Origin of the sequence: Campylobacter concisus (assembly GCF_015229965.1) — a bacterium.
GTDB lineage: Bacteria > Campylobacterota > Campylobacteria > Campylobacterales > Campylobacteraceae > Campylobacter_A > Campylobacter_A concisus_BD.
Genome location: NZ_JAAKZB010000027.1, coordinates 1 through 22,469 on the forward strand (window position 1 = coordinate 1; position 22,469 = coordinate 22,469).

Consider the following 22,469-nt stretch of genomic DNA (forward strand, 5'->3'; position numbering starts at 1 on the left):
CTGCAGCTGCAGTTGAGCAAATGAGTAGCTCAATGAATGCCATCTCTCAAAAGACAGCTGATGTTATAAGACAAAGTGATGAAATTAAAAACATCATAACTATCATTAGAGATATAGCAGATCAAACAAACCTACTTGCTCTTAATGCTGCAATAGAAGCAGCAAGAGCTGGAGAACATGGTAGAGGATTTGCAGTTGTTGCTGATGAAGTTAGAAAACTAGCAGAGAGAACTCAAAAATCACTTGGTGAGATAGAAGCAAATACAAATGTCCTAGCTCAATCAATAAATGAGATGAGTGAATCAATCAAAGAGCAAAGTGAAGGTATAAATATGATAAATCAATCAGTTGCTCAAATAGATCACTTAACAAAAGAAAACGTAGTAATTGCAAATAGGGCTAATGAAGTAACAAGCGATGTTGATAACATGGCAAAGACAATAGTAAGTGAAGTAAGAAAGAATAAATTTTAATCAAACTACTTCATAAATCTTCATAAATTTCAACCTGGTTTAGACTGGGTTGGAGTTTGTATATTTTTAAATTCTAAATCTTAAGTTTAACACTCAAGAAGCTTCTAGTAAATTTTAAAATTTATGAGCGAGCATATCACGGCTCTAAATTTAGTGCTAAACGAAGTGCAGCCTAGATTTAGTAGTCTGCTAAGGCGAGTGAATAAAGTTTTAAAATTTACAAAACAACTCAATTAAATTTGTAATTTTTTATCCAAAAGGGAGACAAGGGGACTCGAGTTACGAGGCCGTCCCCTTATCCCCCTTTTTAAATCCCCTAAACCCTTCGCACGTTAGAGGTGCATGCAATGGTGCTGGCGCACTGCATGCGTTTAAAAGCTCTGGTAAATTTGATATGTTCGCTTGTAAAACTTAAAATTTAAGAAAGACTTCTTAAACATTAAATTTCTAACTATTTATGCTTTGCTTCGTGCTCTAGTAGCCAAATTTTAGTTGGCAGACCTTTGCCGCCTGAGTAGCCACCAAGGCCACTGCTGGCTAGCACTCTGTGACAAGGGACGATGATAGGCACTGGGTTTTTGGCATTTGCTGAGCCTGCTGCTCGGTAAGCGTTCTTGTGACCTGCGGCAAGTGCAAGAGCAGCGTATGTGGTCGTTTCGCCGTATGGCACTTTTTGCAAATTTTCATAAATTTTGGCTCTAAATTTGGTCGTTTTTATATCAAGTCTAACACTAAATTTTTTAAGCTCGCCCTTAAAATAAGCCTTTAGTTCATCCAAACAAAGCTTTAAATTTTCATCTTTTACCGCTACTTTTTCAAATTTATCTACAAAATTTATCTCGCAAATTCCATTTTCACTAGCAACGATCTCTAAAATTCCAATGGGTGATTTTAGGTAGGCTTTTGACACATTTGCTCCTTGAAATTTGAAATTTTGGGCAAATTTTACTTTAGATTGTTTTGCTTTTTGATAAAATGCAAGCAAAATCAGCGATTTTGGACTAAAAACGAGCAAAATCACAAAGGAAATTTATGAGCTTTTTTACCGACTACGAAAAACACGTGAGTGAGCGAGAAAAAGAGGGCGTGCCACCGCTTGCGCTAAATGCCAAGCAAACAAGCGAAATTTGCGAGCTAATGAGATTTGCTGGCAACTCTAGTGGCGATGAGAAGGCACAAAACGAGCTAAAATTTCTTATAAATTTGCTCACAAATCGCGTAAATCCAGGCGTTGATGACGCGGCAAAGATAAAGGCAGAATTTCTTGGCGAGGTGATAGACGGGCTTAAGATAGACGGGCTTGATGCGGTTCGTGCTATTAAAATTTTAGGCAAGATGCTTGGTGGATACAACGTAGAAATTTTGGTGCGAGCGCTTAAAAATAGCGATGAAACTATCGCGCAAGCTGCGGCAAATGAGTTAAAAAACATCATTTTGGTGCATGAGCATTTTGACGAGATCGCAAAGCTAGCAAGTAGCAATAAATTTGCAAAAGAGGTGCTTCTTTCTTGGGCAAACGCCGAGTGGTTTACGCATAAAAAGCCACTTAGTGAGTGCATAAATGCAGTGGTTTTTAAGGTGCCTGGCGAGACAAATACAGATGATCTAAGCCCCGCAAGCGAGGCCTATACAAGGGCTGATATACCGCTTCACGCAAAGGCGATGCTTGTTAAAAAGATGCCTGAGGGCTTAGAAGTCCTAAAAGAGCTAAAAAGTCGCGGCAAGAGCGTGGCGTATGTTGGCGACGTGGTCGGCACCGGCAGTAGTAGAAAGAGCGGTATAAACTCTATCCAGTGGCACCTTGGAGATGAGATGGAGGGCGTGCCAAACAAAAAAACTGGTGGCATCGTGATCGGCACGACCATAGCTCCGATATTTTTTAATACCGCCGAAGATAGCGGCGCGCTGCCGATAGTTGCAAACGTAAATGAGCTAGAAATGGGCGATGAGATAGAGATTTATCCATTTAAAGGCGAAATTTATAAGCTCGCAGGCAATGAAAAAAAGCTCGTGGCAAACTTTAAACTAAGCCCAAACACCCTAAGCGACGAGATAAGAGCAGGTGGTAGGATACCTTTGATGATAGGTAGGCAGGTCACAAAAAAGGCTAGAGAGGCCTTGGGGCTTGGCGAGGAGCAAATTTTCATAAAGCCAGATCAGCCAAAAGAGCAGGGCGGTGGCTATACGCTCGCTCAAAAGATGGTCGGCAAGGCTTGTGGCAAGGCTGGCGTGAGAGCTGGGGCATACGTGGAGCCTGAAATTTTGACCGTTGGCTCGCAAGACACCACAGGGCCTATGACTAGAGATGAGATAAAAGAGCTTGCTAGCCTTAGTTTTGGGGCGGATTTTGTCTTGCAAAGCTTTTGTCACACGGCTGCTTATCCAAAGCCAAGCGACCTTGAGATGCAAAAGAGCTTGCCTAAATTTATGACGCTTCGTGGTGGAGTTAGCCTAAAACCAGGTGATGGCGTCATCCACTCGTGGCTAAACCGCATGGTATTGCCTGACACGGTGGGCACTGGCGGCGATAGTCACACGAGATTTCCTATTGGCATTAGCTTTCCAGCGGGCAGCGGCCTAGTGGCGTTTGCAGCGGTGCTTGGCATGATGCCACTAAATATGCCAGAGTCAGTTTTAATAAAATTTAAAGGCGAGCTAAAAGAGGGCGTGACGCTTCGTGATCTTGTCAATGCGATACCTTATTTTGCTATCAAAAAAGGGCTTTTAAGCATTGAAAAGAAGAATAAAAAGAACATTTTTGCGGGCAAAATTTTAGAGATAGAAGGGTTAGAGAGCCTAAAAGTGGAGCAGGCGTTTGAGCTAAGTGACGCTTCGGCTGAGCGCTCGGCGGCTGCTTGCGTGGTAAATTTAAGCGAGGCTAGCGTCGCGGAGTACGTTCGCTCAAACGTTGCGCTAATTGAAGCAATGATAAAAGCAGGATACGAGAGCCATGAAACGCTTGCTAGACGAAAAGAGAAGATGCAAAAATGGCTAGAAAACCCAACTCTTTTAAGAGCCGACAAGGACGCAAGATACGCTGAAATTTTAGAGATTGATTTATCGCAGATAGATGAGCCGATTTTGGCCTGTCCAAACGACCCAGACGATGTAGCGACGCTAAGTGAAATTTTAGCTGATAGCAAAAGAGCGCACGATATCGACGAGGTTTTTGTGGGTAGCTGTATGACAAATATCGGGCATTACAGGGCACTTGCTAGAATTTTAGAGCGTGAGAGTAAGCTCACTACTAGGCTTTGGATCGCGCCGCCAACAAAGATGGATAAAAAGACGCTTGAAGATGAGGGCATTTATGAGATATTTAAGAGGCTGGAGGCTAGGACAGAGGTGCCAGGCTGCTCGCTTTGCATGGGCAATCAAGCAAGAGTGAATGATAATGCCGTTGTCTTTTCGACCTCGACAAGAAATTTTGACAACAGAATGGGCATGGGTGCGAAGGTCTATCTAGGAAGTGCCGAGCTAGCCGCTGTATGCGCGTTGCTAGGGCGTTTGCCAAGCGTTAGTGAGTATAAAAAAATAGTAAGAGATAGTCTTAGTTTAAACAAAGATCAAATTTATAAATACCTAAATTTTAATGAAATAAGCGAGTTTAGTATATAAATTTGTTACAATATCGCGAAATTTTAAGGAGCTTTGATGAAAAAAGTAGCTTTTTTTCTCTTTTTTAGCAGTTTTCTTTTTCTGAATTTACACGCATTAGAGTGCGGTGATCTTGCTAAAAAAGAGAGCTTTAAAACTACTCCAAACGAGCTTGCTTATGCGAATGAGGGGCTATTTTACTGTGATGGCTCGCTTTTAAATTTAAAAGAGGTAAAAGATCTTTTTGATGCGAGTGTGGCTGTTAGAAGCGAATCTCAAAGCTGCGTTGGCGAGGGCGTTTATAGAGAAAATTTAAATAAATTTAGATGGATCTTGCTAAAAGCCTCGTTTGCTCCTGAAATCTATCAAAAAGAGCTTGCAAAGCCAGAAGCGGCCGAGGCTCAAAAAGACGCTCAAATGGAGTACTTTAGATACTGGGCGAATGAGAGCTTGTTTAACTTTTTAAAATATAAAAAATTTAGCGAAGCTTATAAAAACGCTCAAACTCCGCTGGTTAAATTTTATGAGGCTTTAGGTGTTGATAGTGCAAGTGCCGCCTACTACGCAACTAGCGTGATAAATGAGTTTTTAAGCTTTAGTGTGGGCAAAAAGGTAAATAAGGCTAAGGCTCTAACTTCTGAGCAAAAGATGATGGCTCAAAAGCTAAGCCAAGATGAGCTTGCAAATTTGCTTTATTCTAAAAATTACAGCACCGCTGAGCTTACAAATTTACTTGATATAGCACTGCTAAATGACAAAAGTGGCGACATGATAGAAGAGATCATAAGGCGCGGGGCTGATGTAAATTTGGGCGATGAGACACCGCTCTTTTTTGCTCTTAAAAATTTAGAAAATGTAAAAATCTTGCTTAAAAATAGAGCCGATGTAAATCACAAAAATTTCTTTGGAAAAAGTGCGCTTTTTTATGCTGTGCAGTTTGAGGATGCGCCTCTTTGCGAGCTTTTGCTAAAGAGCGGGGCAAATGCAAACGAGAGCTACATCGACGAGCAGTCTAAGATGAATATGATAAATTTAGGCATGATGCAAGTAGAGGATACATGTGGTTTGGAGCATACAAACAGAAGCGTTTTCATGCATGCAGCAGCTCACGCGACGCCTGAAATTTTAAAGCTTTTATTAGATAACGGTGCTGATATGAACGCCACTGATGATGCGGGATTTAACGCGCTTGATTATGCGATTAAAGATAAAAACGAAAAAAATATTAAATTTTTAGAAGAGCTTGGTTTAAAGCCAAATTTTAATTAGGAAGAGATATGAAAAAGACAGCTTTTGTGACAGGTGCAACATCTGGATTTGGCGAAGCGATCGCTAGAAGACTCTCACAAGAGGGCTACAAGATAGTAGCTCTTGCAAGGCGCGAAGATAGGCTAAAAAAGCTAGCTAGCGAGCTTGGCGATACGCACATCATCGTAGCTGACATACGTGATAAAAAGGCTGTTTTTGACGCAGTTGATAGCCTGCCTGATAAATTTAAAGACATCGAAGTGCTTGTAAATAACGCTGGACTTGCCTTGGGACAAGAAAAGACGATAGACGCAAAGGTAGAGGACTTTGAGACGATGATAGATACAAATGTAAAGGGTCTTATCTACTCTACAAAAGCCGTTTTGCCACTACTTTACAAGCAAGAAAAGGGCTATATCTTTAATCTTGGCTCAACAGCTGGCTCGTGGCCATATCCTGGCAGTAACGTTTATGGCGCTACAAAGGCCTTTGTAAAGCAGTTTAGTCTAAATTTAAGAAACGATCTAGTTGGCACAAATATCAGGGTGACAAACATCGAGCCAGGGCTTTGTAAGACTGAATTTAGCGAAGTTAGATTTAAGGGCGATAAGGCAAAGGCTGATAGCATCTACGAGCATACAAATTTCATCACAGCTGAGGATATAGCGACTATTTTACTTAACTGCCTAAATATGCCTGAGAGTGTAAATATAAACAGGGTCGAAGTCATGGCAAATACGCAGACTTGGGCTGGGCTTGCGATAGAAAAATTTTAAGGAGTTCTTGTGAGACAAATTTTATTGTTACTATTTTTTAGTGCCGTTCTTTTTGGTGTCGACCCAGAAGTGGCAAAGAGAAACGCTGAAATTTACGGCGCATTCACGCTTATACCGCCTGTTGTGGCAATAGCACTTGCTTTTATCACAAAAGACGTTATATTGTCGCTATTTATCGGTGTTTTTAGCGGAACGTTTCTCATAAATATCATCAATGAAAACGTCTTTATGGGCATCGTAAAAGGCTTTACTGGCATCGTTTCAAGGGTCGTTGACTCGATGGCTGACAAGACCGACTCAGGCATCTTGCTTCAAGTGCTTTGTATCGGCGGCGTGGTCGCACTCATCACAAAGATGGGCGGCACAAAGGCGGTCGCTCTTTGGCTTAGCAAAAAGGCAAAAACAGGCGTCTCAGCTCAAATTTCAACATGGCTCATGGGTATCTTTGTATTTTTTGATGACTACGCAAACGCCCTAATCGTTGGTCCTATCATGAGGCCAATAAGCGATAAATTTAAAATCAGCCGCGAAAAGCTAGCCTTCATCATCGACGCTACTGCAGCACCGATCGCTGGTATCGCTATCATCTCTACGTGGGTCGGACTTGAGGTTTCGCTCATCGAAAAGGGCTACGAGCTAATCGGCGAGACTGGCATAAACGCTTATTCTATATTTATCGAGACCATTCCATATAGATTTTACAACCTCTTTATCTTGTTTTTCATCGTCTGCACAGCCTTGATGCAACGCGAGTATGGCCCTATGCTAGCAGCTGAGAGACGCGCTAGAAAGGGCGAGCTTCATTCTGGCAAAACACAAATTCAAGACCTTGAGGACAAGACTCTTGAGCCAAAAGAGGGCGTAAAACTAAGCGCTTCAAATGCCGTAGTGCCACTTCTTGTGCTAGTTATCGGCGCATTTACTAGCTTTTATTTTAGCGGTCTTGCTGCGCTTGAGGGCGACGCTCTTAAAAACGCACTTGCAAATCCGCTCGCGTTTTCAACATTTAAAGATACTTTTGGCGCAGCAGACTCTGCTACATCGCTATTTCAAGCAGCGCTCCTTGCTAGTATAGTAGCTATCGTCATGGGTGTTTGGCGCAAAATTTTTGATGTAAAAGAGGCCATTAGCACGTGGGTAAAGGGCTGGAAAACTATGATCATCACAGTTGTTATCTTGCTTCTTGCATGGAGCCTTAGCGCGGTTATAAAAGAGCTTGGCACTTCAAGATATTTGGTCGATCTATTAAGTGACTCAACGCCTAAATTTATCTTGCCTGTGGCTGTTTTCATCCTTGGCTCATTTATCAGCTTCTCAACAGGCACCAGCTACGGCACGATGGGCATCTTGATGCCTCTAGCTATCCCGCTAGCTTACGCAGTCGGCAAAAACTACGGCTTAGATGGTGACGCGATGCATACTTATATGATCGTAAATATCTCAAGCGTTCTAACGGGCGCTATCTTTGGTGATCACTGCTCGCCGATCTCAGATACTACGATACTCTCATCAATGGGTGCAGGATGTAGCCACATCGATCACGTCTCAACACAGATGATCTATGCACTTAGCGTTTGCGCAGTTTGTGTGCTTGTTGGCTACTTGCCTGTCGCACTTGGTCTTAGCGTTTGGATCGCACTTCCTTGCGGATTTTTAGCGATTTGGGCTTTGGTTAGATTTGCAGGCAAAAAAGTCGAAGAGAAAGCGGCTTAAATTTGGACTGCAAATATCTAAAAGAGTGCGGATCATGCACTCTTTTTACCCCTTATAGTGAGCAAATTTCATTTAAAACTGATCTTATCAAGCAAAATTTCTCCCAGCTTTATAACGGCAAATTTGATATTTTTAGCTCAAGCCCAAAGCACTACCGCACGAGGGCTGAGTTTGGCATCTGGCACGAGGGTAGCAAGCTTAGCTACACGATGCACGCAAGCGAAAAGGGCAAAAAGGTCTTCATAGATGAGTGCCCAAAGGTTTGCGAGCAAATTTCACATCTCATGCCAAGGTTGCTTGAAAGTTTGCAAAACGATGAAATTTTACGCACAAAGCTCTTTGGAGTGGAGTTTATCGCCTGTAAAAGCGGCACCTTAGTCACGCTTCTTTATCACAAAAAGCTTGGTAGTGAGTTTGAAGCGGCGATGAAAACTCTAGCTAACAAGCTTGATGTGATGATCCTAGCTAGATCTCGCGGTCAAAAGCTGCTAAGTGGCGAGCTAAATTTAGTTGATGAGCTAAATGTTGATGGGCAAATTTATAAATTTAGCCTAAGTGAAAATGCCTTTATCCAGCCAAATAAAGCGGTAAATGAGAAGATGATATGCTGGGCGAAAGAGTGCGTGCAAGGTGGCGCTGACCTACTTGAGCTCTACTGCGGACATGGAAATTTTACTATCCCGCTTTCGTTTAAATTTAAAAACGTCCTTGCCACTGAAATTTCAAAAAGCTCGATCGCAAATGCCCTTAAAAACTGCGAGCTAAATGGGGCAGAAAATATCAAATTTTTGCGTATGGACGCTGATGAGCTGATGAGCGCATTTGCTGGCGTTAGGGAGTTTAATAGGCTAAAAGAGATAAATTTAAGCGACTTTAACTTCTCGCACGTCCTTGTCGATCCGCCTCGCGCTGGACTTAGTGAAAGTGTCGTAAATTTCATCAAAAATTTCAAAAACATCATCTATATCTCGTGCAATCCAGAGACGCTAAAAGAAAATTTAAATGAGCTTACTAAAAGCCATAAAGTGATAAAATTTGCGCTCTTTGATCAGTTTGCCAACACTCATCACATCGAGTGTGGCGTGCTGCTTAGGGCAAAAGATAAATTTTAAAAGGAAAGTTGAAAATGGTTTCATTAAACAAAATAATCCAAGCAAAGATAACGATCGGTCACTTTGTAAATAAAACTCCGTTTGCGCTAAGTGCAAAACTTAGTAAAATTTTGGGCGCAAATGTCTATTTGAAAGAGGAAAATTTACAGCGAACCGGAGCTTACAAGATAAGAGGCGCTTATAATAAAATAGCTAGCCTAAGTGACGAGGAGCGAAAACGTGGCGTCGTGGCTGCAAGCGCTGGCAATCACGCTCAAGGCGTGGCGATAAGTGCAAAAGAATTTGGCGTGCATGCTTGCATCGTCATGCCAGAATCAACCCCACTTCTAAAGGTAGCTGGCACAAAGGATCTTGGCGCTGAAGTGATCTTAAAAGGTGATAACTTTGATGAGGCGTATGAATTTGCAGTAAATTACGCCAAAGAAAAAGATATGACCTTTGTTCATCCATTTAACGATGAGTACGTCATGGCAGGGCAGGGCACTGTGGGTCTTGAGATGCTTGATGAGATAAGCGACCTTGATATGGTTGTAGTGCCAGTTGGTGGCGGAGGCTTAGCTAGCGGCGTGGCAAGCTGTATAAAACAAGTAAATCCAAAAACTAAAGTCGTTTGCGTCGGCGCAAAGGGTGCTCCAGCGATGTTTAACAGCTACGGCGCTAAAAAGAGCATAAACTCAAAGTCAGTTCGCACCATAGCTGATGGCATCGCTGTGCGTGATGCGAGCGAGATAACGCTTAAAAATATCGTTGAGTGCGTGGATGAGTTCGTGCAGGTCGATGATGAGGAGATCGCAACTGCGATTTTGTTCTTGCTAGAGACGCAAAAGATCGTGGTTGAGGGAGCTGGCGCAGCTGGCGTGGCAGCACTTATGCATGATAAGATCAAATTTAAAAAAGGTGCAAAGATAGGCGTGGTGCTAAGTGGTGGAAATATCGATGTTCAGGTGCTTTCTATCATCATCGAAAAGGGTCTTATCAAGTCTCACCGCAAGATGACCTTGCAAATCACACTTGTAGATAAGCCAGGAGCGCTAATGAGCCTAACTGATAGCCTAAAATCAGCAAATGCAAACATCGTCAAGATCGACTACGACCGCTTCTCTACTAAGCTTGACTACGGCGATGCAAGCATCACTATTACGCTTGAGACAAAGGGTCTTGAGCATCAAGAAAAGATCAAAGATACGCTTAATAAAAACGGCTTTTCTTTCACTCAACTATTCTAAATTAAAAAAGCTCGCTACCATTTAAAGTAGCGAGCATTTCTAACTAAAACAATATCTCAAATTTAGCATTTACGCTGTTTGATCTTACATCTTTAGCAAAAGCTCCAGTGTAAGAAAGACCTAAATTTACATTTTTATAGACATTTGCTTTTATGCCAAGGCTAGCTGTGCCAAGGTTTTTAACCTCTTTGCCCTCTAGCTCTAGGTATCCAGCATTTGCGACATTTACGCCGATAGTTGGTTTTGTGTCACCAACTAGTCTGTTATATGCTAGATCAGCTTCAAATTTCATCTTGGTGCTACCTAGACTAAATGGTACGCTAGGGTTTAGACCAAGGCTAAAAATGCCTAAATTTCTAGTTTTTTCATCAACATCCATTTTGAAAATTCCTACATTTTGGCTCGTACTATCAGTTTTCATGCGTAGATAGCTTGCACCCACATAAGGATTTAGCGAGAAATTTTCTGTATTAAAGCTAGTTAAGGCTAAATTTGCATAAGCATTAAGCGCTTTTTCTTTGCTTTTTATATGATCGTTTGAGTAAAAGCTTGCGATTGTTGCACCATTTTGAGTTTTTCGCTTAGCATCTGTGTATAGGACGCCAAGGTCTAGTTTAGTGTTAGCGATCTCGCTTTTGCCGTAGATACCGATGCTTTTGCCTTTTGTCTTATAGGCATCATCGCCGTCTTCTTTTACTTTTTCTGTGCTAGCACCAAGAACACCGCCAAGTACAAATGCGTCATTTACACTGCCGTCAAATCCAAAAAGCTGTGTCATAGAGTTTGCTTTTATGTCATTAAATTTCATAGCGTTAAACATGGTATTTGACCAAAATTTCATACCATTTGAGTCGCTTGCTCTTATGCCAAATGGGTCAGATTCGTGGTTGATAACTGCATTTTTAAGCATGATGCTTTCTAGTAAAAATGCATTGTGCTGAGCTAAATTTGCCTCATTTGCAAATGTTTTTAGAGTTTGTTTTGCCTCTTTTGGTGTAGTGTAGATGAAGTGTCTATAAAGATCGCTTGTGATAACTGCTGGCCTGCTTCTAAATGGTGAAGGAAGTAGCGCTGGCCTGCTAGCTGTGCTTTCTATGAGCTCTGCAACTTTCTTTTGGTTGTCATTAGCTGCGATGCTTGTCATTGTATTTTTTGATTTTTTAAGAGTAAGCTCTAGCTTGTTGTCATTGTAGTTTTTATCAAGATCAAAAAACGCATACTCTCTTGAAAGGGTATCTTCATAGCCTTTGAAATTTCCAGTAGCAGTAAATGTCTTTGATTTTGCGCTGTCGTTATAGAGTCTTTGCATGATCTCTAAGCTTGGCTCACTTATGTTTATAAATGAGTTTTTCTCAAAGTTTAGATCTAAATTTGAAGCGCCGTTTGAGACGATGTAGCTACCGCCTGATTTTATAGTGGCTTTTACTACGTCATTTGAGCTTTTTTTGGTTACTTCTCCTAAAGATAGTTGCAAGGTAAATTTATTTCTACTAACCTTTGGCACGCTCATTTGTCTTACAATTTCTAGTGCGCCGCCATTTTCTACTATCACGTCGCTTGATTTTAGAGATTGATTAAGAGCTGTGATCTTGCCGCCTTTTATTATGGTCTTGCCAGTATAAGAGTTGTCTCCTGCTAGGCTTAGTGTGCCTTGACCTCTTTTTATAAGAGTACCTTCGTAGCCCTCACTTGCCCTTAGCTCTCTTGCTCTTTCTCTAGCGTTACCTATCTCAAGTTCGGCTTTTTGCTCTGGTGTTAAATTTGCTATTTTTTCTAGCTCAGCCTTGCGCTCGGTCCAAATTTTAGCCTCTGCATCATCTTCTGTTTTTCTAAATTTGATAGCTACATCGCTTATGTTATTTGAGTAGATATCATCGCTATTTAAATTTACATCAAACACTCCTAGAAGCTGACCTGGTCCAAACATCGCCTTATATAGATCCACTACGCCCCAGCCCCAGCGCTCATCAGGTACTCCAAGCGCAGCACTAAAGCCTGAAATTTTTCTAGTATCAGCTGGCTCTTTGAAGTCATCATGAATTTGCCTTGCAGTAGTTAGTAGCACCTCTCTTATCTGAGCGTTATTCATATATGGGTATCTTTGCATGATGACACCAAGTGCGCCAGTGACGTGTGGAGCTGCCATTGATGTACCGCCTTTTGTGCCGTAGTCTGCCTTGCCAGTTTTTAGATCAACGACGGTTGAGTATATAGGTTTTGCAGGTGCTGCCACGCTCCACCATTTTGAGTGGCCAGGTGTGTTATAGCGCTGCGTGTCGCCCTCTAGCTGGCCAGTGACGTTTAGCCAGTACTTCTCAGCATCAGGTCTAAAGTAAGGAAGCATCGCTCTTGTATATGACTCTTTCATCCCATCTCTATTGCCAGCAGTAAAAATTTGGATGACGCCATATCTTGTAGCGACCTCATAGGCTGCATCTAAGAAATTTTTGCCATTTACTACAAATGGATAGTAGCTTTTATATGCAGCATCAAGATCTTTGATATCTAGGTTATTGCCGCCATCATACCCAGTAGCACCTTCGTAGGCTTTGTAAAATTTACGGTTTGAGCCCCAGCTGTTATTTATCGCTCTAGCTCCACTCTTTGCTAGTCCTTCGTAAGAATTTAAAAAGAAGTTGTAGTCTTGATTTGGACCATATGTCATGCCGTCAGTACCGCCAGTATTGCCCATTATAAGCCTTGCGTCAAATGCTACGCCGTGCATGCCCACACCATCTCTTGACGCAGCTATCGTGCCAGCTACGTGAGTGCCGTGAGAGTCATTTACTCCAGCTATCCAGTCACCATCTATGCTAAATTTTTCACCTTTTTTAAAGTCACCAAAGTCTTTTTTATTTTTATCTACGCTGCCTTTTCCGACTAATGGTGAGTTGCCATACTCGGTATCTGGGTATCTTTGACCATCTTTGTAGTAGCTACCAGAAACTTTTAATGCACTTACTCTACCATCACTAAATTCTGGATGGCTAAGTAGCACACCAGAGTCCATAACGCCAAGCGTTACGCCTTTGCCAGTTGCTCCAAGAGCATATGCAACGGCTGCGTTCATGCTCACTAAACCCCAGTCGGCTTTGTACTCATCGCTCTGCCAGCTTTTTATATCGCCAAATTTACCTCTGTTTTGCTCACTAGCACTTAGCTGATTAGCAAACAAAAGAGTGCAGCAAGCAACACTTAAAAGGATGCACTTTTTGCTTGAAACGGATCTTTTCATATCTCGTCCTTTACATAAAATTTAAACCAATTCTAAAATTCTTAAAATAAATTATTAATTAAAATACTAATAATTTAATGAAAAATCGTAGGCTAACTTTACGAAAATATACGTTATTTACGCTAGTTTTACATTTAACGAGATATTTTATAAAAGACTTAATCTAAAATTAGTTATTTAAATATAATTTTTTTTATCTATATTTTTAAAACTATTATTTATATATTTTTTTAAAGGATTATTATTTTTCATTAAATTTACAGGACTAAAATTTCGCAAATTTATTCAAGGATGAGGTATGAAAAAGAGTTTATTAAGCCTTGCATTGTTTTGCACTTTGGCTTTTTGTGCCGATGATGAGGTGGTTGGCAAGCAAAACGATCAAGTATGGATAGGAGCTATGGGCGGATGCAAGCTTTATGTATTTTCACTAAAGACGACTGACGCGCCAGTAGATAAGCTAATAGCCAAAGATGAGGCGCAAAAAGAGCTTGTGGCAAATACTAAAAATTTACCAAACAAACACAATGTAATGTTTGCAAAATGCGATGACTACACGGCGCTCATAGATAGCGGCTATGAAGATAGCTTGGAGGTTTTAAAGTATGATCTGCAAACTTTTGGCAATATAAAACCAGAGGATCTAACCTACGTCATCATCACGCACGCTCATCCTGACCACATAGGTGGGCTCATAGATGGGGGCAAAAAGACATTTAAAAACGCCAAGCTTCTTATAGATGAAAAAGAGTGGGACTACTGGATGAAGGGCAAAGATGAGAGGACAAAAGAAATTTTATCGCTTTATAAGGATGATAAGAGCTTTTTTGACCATAAAAAGCCACTATTTGACGGGGCGCTAAAGATCATGGCTATCCCAGCCTACGGCCACACTCCAGGGCACAACATGATAAGCTTTGAGTCAGATAACGACAAGATCATCTTTATAGCCGACCTGCTTCACGTCCTAGCAGTGCAAGAGGTCGAGCCAAGCATATCTATCACTTATGATATAGATCCAGTCCAAGCTGCTAAAACGAGAGAAAAGGTGCTTGATGGCTTGGAGGACGAGACTACAAAGATAGTAGGCGCTCACATGCCTTATAAGAGCCCCATCACCTTGCCCGAGTGAGTAAATTTCTTTTGCTTTACAAATTTAGGATAAAATGCGGGCTTTAAAGGAGAAAATATGAGCGAATACGCAAATTTGATATTAGCTATCTTGCTAGCTATTTTGGCATTTGCATTTTATAGGTCAAACAAGGCGCTAAAAAAGGCAAAAGATGGTAGCGAAAATGTCTCAGTCAGCACTGAAATTTCGCAGCTTAAAAGCATCGGCGAGCTATCTGTCTTTCAGGTCTATAGCAAAGAGATCGTCACAAAGACAGATCATGCGTTTGGAAATTTTGGCAAAGAGTATCTAAGGTGGCTAGTGAGCGAGAAGAAGCTTTCGATGATATTTGAGTTTGAGATAAATTTCATCTACGATCTAACCAGCCCTAGACTCGAGATCATGCAGATCGCAAACTCTAGCTACAAGATAAAAATGCCTCCATGTAAGTATAAATTTTCAATCGCAGATATGAAATTTTACGACGAAAAAAATGGCAAATTTATACCATTTTTGCTGCCTGACTCGCTAAATGGCTTTTTTGGTAGCACTTTTACAGAAGAAGATAAAAATAGGCTAATCGAAGAGGCTAGAAATGAAGTCAAAAAGATGAGTGTTCGCCTTATCTCGCAGCTTCAAAGTAAAATTCACAAATCAGCTCGCGATACGCTTGAAGCGATAGCTAAGAGCTTTGGCGCAAACAAGGTCGAGTTTGTCTTTGACGATAGCGACGAGCAGATCAACGAGCAACTAAATTTAGAAAATATCGCATAAAAACAAAATTTAAAGGAGAAAAAATGAGTGTAAATTCACAAGAGGTCACACAAGCACCAGGCAACAACACAGTCTTTCAAACATGGGTTTTAAAAGGCGACAAAAAGACATGTAAAGAGGGCTTTGCTAAGCTTTGTGCTTTGGTTGTAAATTTAAACAAAACTGCCAAAGTTAGATTTGGTGCAAATGAAAATGTAAATTGCGTCCTTGGTGTGGGTCATGATGCTTGGAAAAAGCTTGAAATTTCAAAAGAATTGCCAAAGGAGCTTGTAAATTTTAAAGCGATCAAAGGCGACAAGCACGAAGCTGTTAGTACAAAGGGCGATATCCACATCCACATCCGCGCGCTAAATGCGGCTGACTGCTTTGACATGGCGCAAAATATCAAAGAAGTTTTGTTTAAATTTGCAGAGCTTACAGATGAAACTCAAGGCTTTAAGTACCACGACGGCAGAGCGATAATTGGCTTTGTCGATGGCACTGAAAATCCTGACGGCGAAGATAGAGACCACTTTGCAAAAGTTGGCGACGAAGACGCTAAATTTAAGGGCGGAAGCTACGTTTTTGTGCAAAAATACTTTCATAAAATGCAAGAGTGGAACGCCACAAGCGTGAGCGAGCAAGAAAAGGTTATAGGTCGCTCAAAAGAGTATGACATCGAGATGGACGAGAGCGTAAAACCTACAAATTCACACTCAGCTGCTGCAAATGTAGGCGACGATAAAAAGGTCGTGCGTGGCAATATGCCATTTACTGAGGGCAGCAAAACAGGCACTTACTTCATCGCTTATGCGAGCACCTTTTCAACGGTTGAACTTATGCTTAAAAAGATGTTTATCGGCGAGCCAAAGGGCAACTCAGATAGGCTGCTTGACTTTAGTACACCAGTGACTGGGGCTCTCTTTTTTGCTCCTACGCTTGATATGCTTGGCGGTTACGAGGGATAAATTTAGCTTGGGGCGAAGCAAATTTGCCCCTTTAAATTTAAGAGGATAAAGATGCCAGAGTGGTTTATCTATGCAGCTCTTTCGGCTGTTTTTGCTGCACTTACCGCGATCTTTGCAAAGCTAGGCGTAAAGGATATCGACAGCGATTTTGCGACATTTATAAGAACAATCGTTGTCATTTTTATGCTTATTTTGCTTTTAAGCGTGGCTAAAAAATGGCAACCACTAAGCTCACTAAGCCCTAAAAACTGGCTCTTTCTCATACTAAGTGGCATGGCAACTGGGCTATCTTGGCTTATGTATTTTAAAGCGATGCAAGCGGGCAAGGTCTATCAAGTGGCACTAGTTGATAAATTTAGCGTTGTGCTAGCTGTCATTTTGGCTGTTATATTTCTTGGTGAGAGGCTAAATCTAAAAGAAATTTTAGCCGTCTGCCTTATCATATCTGGCGTGTTTCTACTCATTTTTAAATAAATTTTTCTGCATTATTCTTAAAGCATATTTTTAATTTTAATTTGTAATTAATCAAAAAGCCCCTAGAATTTAGAGAAATTCATTTTTAAAGGGAGAAATATGAAAAAAATCATTCTTTCAGCCATCGTAGCATGTGCGGCATTTGGTGCAGGTATGAACTACACAGATGTCGTAAAGGACGTATATGCTGACGCAAACTCAGCTAAGAGCATAGGCAGGCTGCTACCAACCAACGCAGTTGAAATTTTACAAACAAGTGGCGACAGAGCGCAGATCAAAGTAAAAGGCTATCAAAACCCAGCCGTTAGCAACGTAGTTTATTTTGCTGATGGCGCGAGGATCATCTCAGTAGCATTTGCAAAAACTGCACCTTTTGATATCAAAGTGATAAAAGAGGGCAAAAACGGCAAATGGAACGAGGTAGAAACGACAGTTTTTGTTCAAAAAGATGGCTTTAGCACTGATGTAAATGCGATGTTTGCAAAAGCTGATAAGATGTATAAAGAGAGCTGTGGCGTTTGCCATGCGTTGCCTCAAACTACGCACTTTAACGCAAATCAATGGCCGTCACTTCTAAAATCAATGATCGGCAGAACCGCAATAGAGAAAAAAGACGAGTGGCTTGTTATTGAGTATCTACAAAAACACTCATCTGACGTAAATTTAGGCAAATAAGGAGAAAAAATGAACGAGAACAGACGAGATTTTCTAAAAAAAGGTGCAACAGCGCTTGCAGCTACACCTTTACTTTCAGGCGTAACAGCTTCAAATTTGTTTGCTGATGAGGTTAAAAAGGGCGTTGTAAAAAATGGCGAAACTCTTACAGCTGCTCACTGGGGCATGCTAAAAGTGACAACCAAAAATGGCATCGCTGTAAAGTCAGAGCCTATCCAAAAGACAAGTGAAATTTACAACCCACTTCAACACTACACACCAGATATGATCTACAAAAGTCGTATCAAGCACACAATGGTAAGAAAAAGCTACCTTGAAAATCCAGATAGCCCAAAACCAGAGCTTCGTGGCATAGACGAGTGGGTCGAGGTGCCTTACGAAGAAGCGATCAAGCTAGTTGCTAAAGAGCTTAAAAAGACAAGAGCACAAAAAGGCTTACAAAGCGTTTTTGCAGGTAGCTACGGCTGGAAATCAAGCGGCAATGTGCATAACTCAATAATTTTACTTCATAGATTTATGAACCTTAGTGGTGGCTTTGTTGGCTCGCTAGGCGACTATTCAACAGGCGCTAGCCAGATCATCATGCCTCACGTCGTGGGTAGTATCGAGGTCTATGAGCAGCAAACTAGCTGGCCAGTAGTGCTAGAAAACTCAAAAGTCGTAGTCATCTGGGGCGCAAACCCACTTGCGACACTTCGCATAGCTTGGACAGCGACTGATGAGCAAGGCTTTAAATACTTTGAAGAGCTAAAAAACAAAAAAGATATCAAAGTGATCGTTATCGATCCTATCAGATCTGAAACAGCGCAATACTTCGACAAAGCTCAGTGGATCGCTCCAGTGCCAAACACCGATACAGCGATGATGCTAGGCATGATGCACTACCTATATGAAAGCGGCAAATACGATAAAGAATTTATCGAAAACTACACTTATGGCTTTGATAAATTCCTCCCATATCTACTTGGCAAGACAGACAACACTCCTAAAAATTTAGAGTGGGCGAGCAAAATTTGTGGTATTGACAAAGATACTTTAAAAGAGCTAGCTGATACATTTGTAAGCAACCGCACGATGCTGATGAGTGGTTGGGGCATGCAGCGCGCTCACCACGGCGAGCAACCACACTGGGCGATGGTAACGCTAGCTGCGATGATCGGTCAGATCGGACTTCCTGGTGGTGGATTTGGCTTAAGCTACCACTACTCAAACGGCGGAGCACCAACATGCAAAGGCGCAGTCATCGGTGGCGTAAATAGTGCAAGTGTGGGTAAATTTAATGAAAAAGGCGAGTTTATCGGCACTGATACGGGCGAATTTGACAAACGCGGTCGCTTCGTCGCAAAGGCAGCCGCAGTAGCGGGCACAGGTCAAAGCTGGCTACAAAAAGCAACCAACTACGCTTTCCCAGTAGCAAGGATCGCTGATGCGTTGCTTCACCCTGGCAAAGTGATAGATCATGACGGCAAAAAGATCACCTATCCAGACATCGACTTTATCTACTGGGTCGGCGGCAACCCACTCGTGCATCACCAAGATACTAATACAAATTTAAAAGCGTGGAGAAAGCCAAGAACCGTAGTCGTTCACGAAGCCTACTGGACACCGACAGCAAAGATGGCTGATATCGTCTTTCCAGTCACTACAGAGTATGAGAGAAACGACATCACCATGACAGGTGACTACTCAAATATGAACATCGTACCAATGAAACAAGTCGTTGAAAAATACCGCGAAGCAAAAGATGACTATCAAATTTTCACTGATCTTTGCAAGGCTTATGCTAAAAATTTAGTCGTTGCCTATACAGATAACGGCAAAGATGAGTTTGACTGGATCAAAGAGTACTACGACGCAGCCTATGCTCAAGTAAAGGCAGTCCCTGAGCTTGCAAGCGATATGAAGCCATTTGAAGAGTTTTGGAATGAAAACAAACCAGTCACATTTGCCTCATCTCAAGATAGTGATAGTTGGGTAAGGCTTGGTGAGTTTAGAGAAGATCCTGTGCTAAATGCTCTTGGAACGCCTAGCGGTCTTATCGAAATTTACTCAGATACGATCGAGAAAATGGGCTATGACGACTGCAAAGCACACCCAACTTGGTTTGAGCCGATCGAGTGGCTAGGCATGAAAGATAAACCAGCAAAATACCACATGATAAGCGCTCACCCAACTGACCGCTTGCACTCACAGCTAAGCCAAACTTCACTTCGTGAGAAGTATGCTATCGCTAACCGCGAACCAGTATGGATAAACGAAAATGACGCAAAAGAGCTTGGCGTAAAAACAGGCGATTTGGTGTGTGTATTTAACGCTCGTGGCGAGGTGCTAGCAGGTGCCTATGTGACTAAAAATATCAAAGAGGGCGTTGTAAAACTAGCTGAAGGTGCTTGGTATGACGGCTTTGACAGTGGCATCTGCAAAAACGGCTCTGCCAATGTGCTAACCATAGATATCCCAACAAGTAAGCTAGCAAACGGCAACATCAGCCACACAGCTCTTGTAAATATCAGAAAATATCAAGGCGATGAAGCGCCAAAACTTACAGCGTTTTCTGAGCCAAAATTTTCTAAATAATCTCAAAGCAGGGGAGCTATCTCCTGCTTAAATTTATCTTTGCTTATAAAATATCTTTAACTACTTTTTCAAATTTATCTATTCATTTTCGTAAATTTTAGAGAAAATTTAAATATTTTTTATTAATTAATATTATTTATTTGTAATTAAAATTTTCTTAAATCACCTAAAATAGGGCATTTATTTTGTAAAGTAAAATTATTGTTGCTTAAATGTAATTTACATTTTCAAGTTATATTTAATTATTAAAGTAATAAAATCCGCTTCGTTTTTGGGAGAAACAGCCAATATAACGTATCTTGTAATGCAAAGGAATGAAAAATGAATAATTTAAGTATAAAAATAAAGATCCTACTAATTGTAATTTTAAGTCTTATTTGTTTAAGTGCAACAAGTATTTATATTTTAAATGGTGTTTTTAAGACTAGAAGTCAAGCTGTATCAAGCCTTAATACAGCTGAAGATATCATAAAACAAAGCGAATTTATCCATGAACTTCAAAAAGAGCGCGGTTATAGCGCAGGCTTTATAGCTAATGGCAAAGATGCTGATAAAAATTTAAAAGAGCAAAGAGCTAAAGTTGATGGCGTTTTGTCTAAACTTTCTAACAAAGATGAACTTTCAAACGAGCTTAATAGCATAAGAGCAAAAGTAGATAACAAAGAAAGTTTTGCTCTCATAGCTCCTAAATTTCACGATATGATCGAAAATACACTTATATTTGAAAATTCCCTCGCAAGCAGCTCTGAGCCTGATATGAAAGATAACTTGGCTAGAATTTTTAGCATCTCAAAGATCAAAGAGTATTTTGGTATCACAAGGGCGGTGCTAAATGCTGCCTTTATAAAACATAATATCGATAAAAATACATACGTAAATTTGGTTTCATTTAATGCAAATATCAAAAATCTCTTAAATGACTACGTGAAATTTAACGCAGGCACATACGCAGATAGCTTGCAAAAAGAGATCTTGCAAAGTGATGAGTTTCAAAAGATAGATGATATCATCAAAAGTGCTATCGCCACTCCAGATGAGACAGCCAGCAAGATCGAAGCGGCTAGTTGGTTTCAAAGTATCACAAATTTGATCGATAACTTTAGAAGCTATGAGCTTTATTTGTTAAATGATATGAAAGATAAAGCTTTACAAGATATGAGCGAAGCTGGCAACTTGGCTGTTTCTATGGTTATTTTGCTTGCCTGTTTTATACTCTTGCTTGTTTTGGTTTCATTTTTTGTCGGTAAAAATATCATCTCAGGTATCGATAGCGTAAAAGGCGGTCTTGGCGAGTTTTTCTTATATCTAAACAACAAGACAAATTCTGCCAAACTTCTAAGCTTAAAAGGCAAAGATGAAATTTGCATCATGTCGTCGCTCATAAATGAAAATATAGAGGTTATCCAGACGGCAAAAGAGCATGAGAACACCTTCATCCAAAAAGCCAACACCTTTGTAAATGAGATAAAAGATGGCAACTATGAAGCAAGCTTAGAAGCTGATACTAATAACCCAGCTCTAAATCAACTAAAAAGCACATTTAAAGATTTACAGCTTGCTCTTAAAAATGCAATCTCAAGTAATGGTAAAGATGTACTTGATCTACTAAACACTTATAAAAACCAAGACTTTACAAAAAGACTTGATGATGATGGTAAGATAGCAAGTGGTATAAACTCTCTAGGCATAGAGATATCTAAAATGCTAAATGACAATCTAAACCAAGCACAAGTACTAGAAGAAAAAGCTAAACTTCTAGCAAGCTCAGTATCAAAAGTAGCAAGCTCAGCAAACACTCAAGCAAATAGCTTACAAGAATCAGCAGCTGCAGTTGAGCAAATGTCTAGCTCAATGAATGCCATCTCTCAAAAGACAGCTGATGTTATAAGACAAAGTGATGAGATCAAAAACATCATAACTATCATTAGAGATATAGCAGATCAAACTAACCTTCTAGCTCTTAATGCTGCTATTGAAGCAGCAAGAGCTGGAGAACATGGTAGAGGATTTGCAGTTGTGGCTGATGAAGTTAGAAAACTAGCTGAGAGAACTCAAAAATCTCTAGGTGAGATAGAAGCAAATACAAATGTATTAGCTCAATCAATAAATGAGATGAGTGAATCAATAAAAGAGCAAAGTGAAGGTATAAATATGATAAATCAATCAGTTGCTCAAATAGATAATCTAACAAAAGAAAACGTGGTAATTGCAAACCAAGCAAACGAAGTAACATCAGAAGTAGATGAGATGGCTAAAGCTATAGTTGAAGAGGTTAGGAAGAAGAGGTTTTAGCTTTTTAATAAACAAACTTAAATTTGTTCAAGACAAAACACTTCATTAATATTCATAAACTCCAACCTGGTTTAAGCTGGGTTGGGGTTTTAATCTTTTTAAATTCTAAACTTTAAATCTAATATTCAAGAACTATCTACCAAATTTAAACAAAATGCATGCAGTGCGCTAGCACTAAAGCATGCACCTCTAACGTGCGAGGGGTTTGGGGGATTAAAAAAGGGGGATAAGGGGACGGC

The 22,469-nt window shown here is 40.6% G+C and carries 16 protein-coding genes and 1 pseudogene; 15 read left to right on the forward strand and 2 right to left on the reverse strand.

What is annotated here, in order from left to right; genetic code table 11:
- Positions 1–473, forward strand: a 473-nt coding sequence (locus G6W43_RS09380; RefSeq protein ID WP_242047656.1) for a methyl-accepting chemotaxis protein, incomplete at its 5' end; no start/stop codon positions are given.
- A gap of 451 nt (positions 474–924) precedes the next feature.
- Here G6W43_RS09380 and G6W43_RS09385 read toward each other — a convergent pair.
- Complete coding sequence (locus G6W43_RS09385; RefSeq protein ID WP_194169669.1) at positions 925–1,383, reverse strand: methylated-DNA--[protein]-cysteine S-methyltransferase; 459 nt, start codon at positions 1,381–1,383, stop codon at positions 925–927.
- 122 nt (positions 1,384–1,505) lie between these two features.
- On the opposite strand from G6W43_RS09385, the gene G6W43_RS09390 reads away from it, so the two are divergent.
- The 6 genes from G6W43_RS09390 to ilvA are packed head-to-tail and all read left to right on the forward strand — an operon-like array spanning position 1,506 to position 10,145.
- Positions 1,506–4,091: a bifunctional aconitate hydratase 2/2-methylisocitrate dehydratase gene (locus tag G6W43_RS09390; RefSeq protein ID WP_194169670.1), complete on the forward strand. Its 2,586-nt coding sequence runs from the start codon at positions 1,506–1,508 to the stop codon at positions 4,089–4,091.
- Positions 4,092–4,127: 36 nt separating this feature from the next.
- Complete coding sequence (locus G6W43_RS09395) at positions 4,128–5,339, forward strand: ankyrin repeat domain-containing protein (protein ID WP_103645787.1); 1,212 nt, start codon at positions 4,128–4,130, stop codon at positions 5,337–5,339.
- Positions 5,340–5,347: 8 nt separating this feature from the next.
- Positions 5,348–6,094, forward strand: coding sequence for an SDR family NAD(P)-dependent oxidoreductase (locus G6W43_RS09400; RefSeq protein WP_103637450.1), 747 nt, complete (start codon positions 5,348–5,350; stop codon positions 6,092–6,094).
- 9 nt (positions 6,095–6,103) lie between these two features.
- Positions 6,104–7,807 (forward strand): Na+/H+ antiporter NhaC family protein, encoded by a 1,704-nt coding sequence (locus tag G6W43_RS09405; protein ID WP_194169671.1) that lies wholly within the window; start codon positions 6,104–6,106, stop codon positions 7,805–7,807.
- A 2-nt stretch (positions 7,808–7,809) separates the two neighbouring features.
- On the forward strand, positions 7,810–8,919 hold the full coding sequence (gene trmA / locus G6W43_RS09410; RefSeq protein WP_194169672.1) for a tRNA (uridine(54)-C5)-methyltransferase TrmA: 1,110 nt from the start codon (positions 7,810–7,812) through the stop codon (positions 8,917–8,919).
- Between the two features lie 14 nt (positions 8,920–8,933).
- A complete protein-coding gene (ilvA, locus tag G6W43_RS09415) occupies positions 8,934–10,145 on the forward strand; it encodes a threonine ammonia-lyase (protein WP_002942811.1) in 1,212 nt (403 codons plus the stop codon).
- Between the two features lie 43 nt (positions 10,146–10,188).
- Here the strand turns inward: ilvA and G6W43_RS09420 are convergent, their stop codons facing one another.
- Entirely contained in the window at positions 10,189–13,380 is a 3,192-nt protein-coding gene (locus G6W43_RS09420) for a S8 family peptidase (protein WP_194169673.1), read from the reverse strand.
- 298 nt (positions 13,381–13,678) lie between these two features.
- Here G6W43_RS09420 and G6W43_RS09425 point away from each other — a divergent pair, with 298 nt between their 5' ends.
- The 8 genes and pseudogenes from G6W43_RS09425 (at position 13,679) to G6W43_RS10935 (ending at position 22,230) form a co-directional block, all read left to right on the forward strand.
- On the forward strand, positions 13,679–14,512 hold the full coding sequence (locus tag G6W43_RS09425) for an MBL fold metallo-hydrolase (RefSeq protein WP_194169674.1): 834 nt from the start codon (positions 13,679–13,681) through the stop codon (positions 14,510–14,512).
- Positions 14,513–14,569: 57 nt separating this feature from the next.
- On the forward strand, positions 14,570–15,265 hold the full coding sequence (locus tag G6W43_RS09430) for a DUF4230 domain-containing protein (protein WP_103596562.1): 696 nt from the start codon (positions 14,570–14,572) through the stop codon (positions 15,263–15,265).
- Between the two features lie 23 nt (positions 15,266–15,288).
- Entirely contained in the window at positions 15,289–16,212 is a 924-nt protein-coding gene (locus G6W43_RS09435) for a Dyp-type peroxidase (protein WP_194169675.1), read from the forward strand.
- Between the two features lie 51 nt (positions 16,213–16,263).
- Entirely contained in the window at positions 16,264–16,686 is a 423-nt protein-coding gene (locus G6W43_RS09440; RefSeq protein ID WP_194169676.1) for an EamA family transporter, read from the forward strand.
- Positions 16,687–16,785: 99 nt separating this feature from the next.
- Positions 16,786–17,361, forward strand: a complete 576-nt coding sequence (locus G6W43_RS09445; RefSeq protein ID WP_002942837.1) for a cytochrome c — start codon at positions 16,786–16,788, stop codon at positions 17,359–17,361.
- Between the two features lie 9 nt (positions 17,362–17,370).
- Positions 17,371–19,938 carry a molybdopterin-dependent oxidoreductase gene (locus G6W43_RS09450; protein ID WP_194169677.1) on the forward strand — a complete coding sequence of 856 codons (2,568 nt, stop codon included), beginning with the start codon at positions 17,371–17,373 and terminating at the stop codon, positions 19,936–19,938.
- A 321-nt stretch (positions 19,939–20,259) separates the two neighbouring features.
- A pseudogene (locus G6W43_RS10930) lies at positions 20,260–21,060 on the forward strand (nitrate- and nitrite sensing domain-containing protein); the annotation flags it as partial.
- A gap of 579 nt (positions 21,061–21,639) precedes the next feature.
- Entirely contained in the window at positions 21,640–22,230 is a 591-nt protein-coding gene (locus G6W43_RS10935) for a methyl-accepting chemotaxis protein (protein WP_232527126.1), read from the forward strand.
- Positions 22,231–22,469 lie beyond the last annotated feature (239 nt).

Excerpts from the sequence above, each read along its gene's own strand:
- G6W43_RS09420 (WP_194169673.1), bottom strand. The coding sequence starts at position 13,380 with ATGAAAAGATCCGTTTCAAGCAAAAAGTGCATCCTTTTAAGTGTTGCT.
- G6W43_RS09425 (WP_194169674.1), top strand. The coding sequence starts at position 13,679 with ATGAAAAAGAGTTTATTAAGCCTTGCATTGTTTTGCACTTTGGCTTTT.
- G6W43_RS10935 (WP_232527126.1), top strand. The coding sequence starts at position 21,640 with ATGCTAAATGACAATCTAAACCAAGCACAAGTACTAGAAGAAAAAGCT.
- G6W43_RS09395 (WP_103645787.1), top strand. The coding sequence starts at position 4,128 with ATGAAAAAAGTAGCTTTTTTTCTCTTTTTTAGCAGTTTTCTTTTTCTG.
- G6W43_RS09430 (WP_103596562.1), top strand. The coding sequence starts at position 14,570 with ATGAGCGAATACGCAAATTTGATATTAGCTATCTTGCTAGCTATTTTG.
- G6W43_RS09445 (WP_002942837.1), top strand. The coding sequence starts at position 16,786 with ATGAAAAAAATCATTCTTTCAGCCATCGTAGCATGTGCGGCATTTGGT.
- ilvA (WP_002942811.1), top strand. The coding sequence starts at position 8,934 with ATGGTTTCATTAAACAAAATAATCCAAGCAAAGATAACGATCGGTCAC.
- G6W43_RS09450 (WP_194169677.1), top strand. The coding sequence starts at position 17,371 with ATGAACGAGAACAGACGAGATTTTCTAAAAAAAGGTGCAACAGCGCTT.
- G6W43_RS09435 (WP_194169675.1), top strand. The coding sequence starts at position 15,289 with ATGAGTGTAAATTCACAAGAGGTCACACAAGCACCAGGCAACAACACA.
- G6W43_RS09390 (WP_194169670.1), top strand. The coding sequence starts at position 1,506 with ATGAGCTTTTTTACCGACTACGAAAAACACGTGAGTGAGCGAGAAAAA.
- G6W43_RS09440 (WP_194169676.1), top strand. The coding sequence starts at position 16,264 with ATGCCAGAGTGGTTTATCTATGCAGCTCTTTCGGCTGTTTTTGCTGCA.
- G6W43_RS09400 (WP_103637450.1), top strand. The coding sequence starts at position 5,348 with ATGAAAAAGACAGCTTTTGTGACAGGTGCAACATCTGGATTTGGCGAA.